Genomic DNA, 1,903 nt, shown 5'->3' with positions numbered 1-1,903 from the left:
TTTAAAATAGATTTAGAATTAGTTACTTTAAATTAAGTTAAGAAATAATTACCTTCGCTCACAGTGATTTTTTTCTCACGCGCATCAACATTAGAAAGTTTAACAACAGAAGTATATTGATCGATTAAACGGTCCTCAACTTCCTCCGCTTCAATTAACACGGCTATTCCAGCGTAGCTTGCATTAAATTCATTTAATAAGCTAATCATTCCATTAATCGTGCCGCCAGCTTTCATAAAATCGTCAACAATGAGAACTCTTGAACCTTCTTTTAAACTTTTTCTCGCTAAAAGCATTGTTTGAATTCGCTTTGTAGAACCTGAAACATAGTTAATACTTACCGTTGAACCTTCTGTAACCTTTGTATCTTTCCGAACTATAACAACAGGAACATTTAAATAGCTAGCGGTTGCATATGCTAAAGGAATCCCTTTAGTCGCAACAGTCATAACGGCATCGATTTCTTGATCTCCAAATTTTGATGCAAACATACGACCAACTTGGTCCATAATTTGCGGGTTTCCAATTATATCTTGCATATATAAATATCCACCAGGTAATAGGCGATCAGGATTGGCAAGTAGTTGACATAAATCATCAATAAAAGGTTTTACCTGCGCTTCCTTTACTGTCACAAAATATTTCACACCGCCAGCTGCCCCTGGAATAGTAATTATTTTACCGATTCCTTGTAATTCAAAAATCTCTTTTAATATTGTTATATCTTCACTTATTGAAGATTTTGCTGCACTATATCTTTCTGCAAAGAAAGTTAAAGAAATTAAATCACGTGGGTGATTTAATAAGTAATTCGTCATATCTATTAAACGTTCACTTCTTTTCCAACTCATAACGACACCTACCTAAATACGAATATTAATAAAAATATATTATATTAATATTCGTATTTTATCAAGTTAAGACTCATTATTTCCTCATTTTGTTCAAATTAAACTTTCATTTGGTTGCCCAAGTATTCGAACAGCATAAACTTGATTGCAATATCCTTTCAATCCATTATAAATTCGTTGCATCCTTGAATCGTGCTGAACTAAGGCAAACACAGTTGGTCCGCTTCCGCTCATTAATACAGCATCTGCTCCAAATCGTTTCATATCATCTTTAATTTGTTTAACCTCTGGATATAATTTCAACGTTACACTTTCTAATACGTTGTTTAAATGGTCACACATTTTTTGATAATCATTCGTATGTATAGCATCAATCATCGCCAAAGTATTCGGATGATTTATATTATTTAAATCAAGTTTTTCATAAATTTCACCCGTTGATACACCAATGGATGGCTTGGCCAAAATAACCCAACACTTTGGGGGCGCTGGAAGAGGTGTTATGATTTCTCCCTTCCCTTTCGCTAAAGCGGTACCACCATACACACAAAAAGATACGTCGGAACCTATATCCGCCCCTAATTCAGCAAGTTCTTCAACCGATAATTGGAGGTTCCATAATTTATTTACTCCCCTTAATACAGCAGCAGCATCACTACTTCCACCACCAAGACCTGCGGCAACAGGGATATTTTTATCGATTTTAATAGATACACCATTTCTTATTGAAAACCGTTCTTTAATTAATTTCGCTGCTTTATACGCTAAATTCCGCTCATCATCCGGAACATAACGAGTTTGGGATTGAATAATAATTCGATCTTCATCAAGTAATTCTAATTCGACTCGGTCTGCTAAATCAATTGTTGTCATCACCATTTCTAACTCATGAAAGCCGTCATTTCGTTTATGTAACACATCTAATGATAAGTTAATTTTTGCAGGAGCTTTTATGAGTAACTTCATGACGTCCACCTACTTTATGAAAAAAATGTATAATTTTGTCTTATTTTACCATAAAACAAACAAAAGAAAAAAAACCCTTTATTACT

At 34.0% G+C, this 1,903-nt stretch carries 2 protein-coding genes; both read right to left on the bottom strand.

Translation table 11 applies throughout. The features are described from left to right. Positions 1-32: 32 nt before the first annotated feature. Entirely contained in the window at positions 33-851 is an 819-nt protein-coding gene (purR, locus tag GW534_RS15770; RefSeq protein WP_161921915.1) for a pur operon repressor, read from the bottom strand. Between the two features lie 93 nt (positions 852-944). Next, positions 945-1,817: a 4-(cytidine 5'-diphospho)-2-C-methyl-D-erythritol kinase gene (ispE, locus tag GW534_RS15765; protein ID WP_161921914.1), complete on the bottom strand. Its 873-nt coding sequence runs from the start codon at positions 1,815-1,817 to the stop codon at positions 945-947. Positions 1,818-1,903 lie beyond the last annotated feature (86 nt).

The sequence above is a fragment of the Pallidibacillus pasinlerensis genome (assembly GCF_009996845.1).
Classification (GTDB): domain Bacteria; phylum Bacillota; class Bacilli; order Bacillales; family Caldibacillaceae; genus Pallidibacillus; species Pallidibacillus pasinlerensis.
This window is presented reverse-complemented; position numbering and strand designations above follow the sequence as displayed.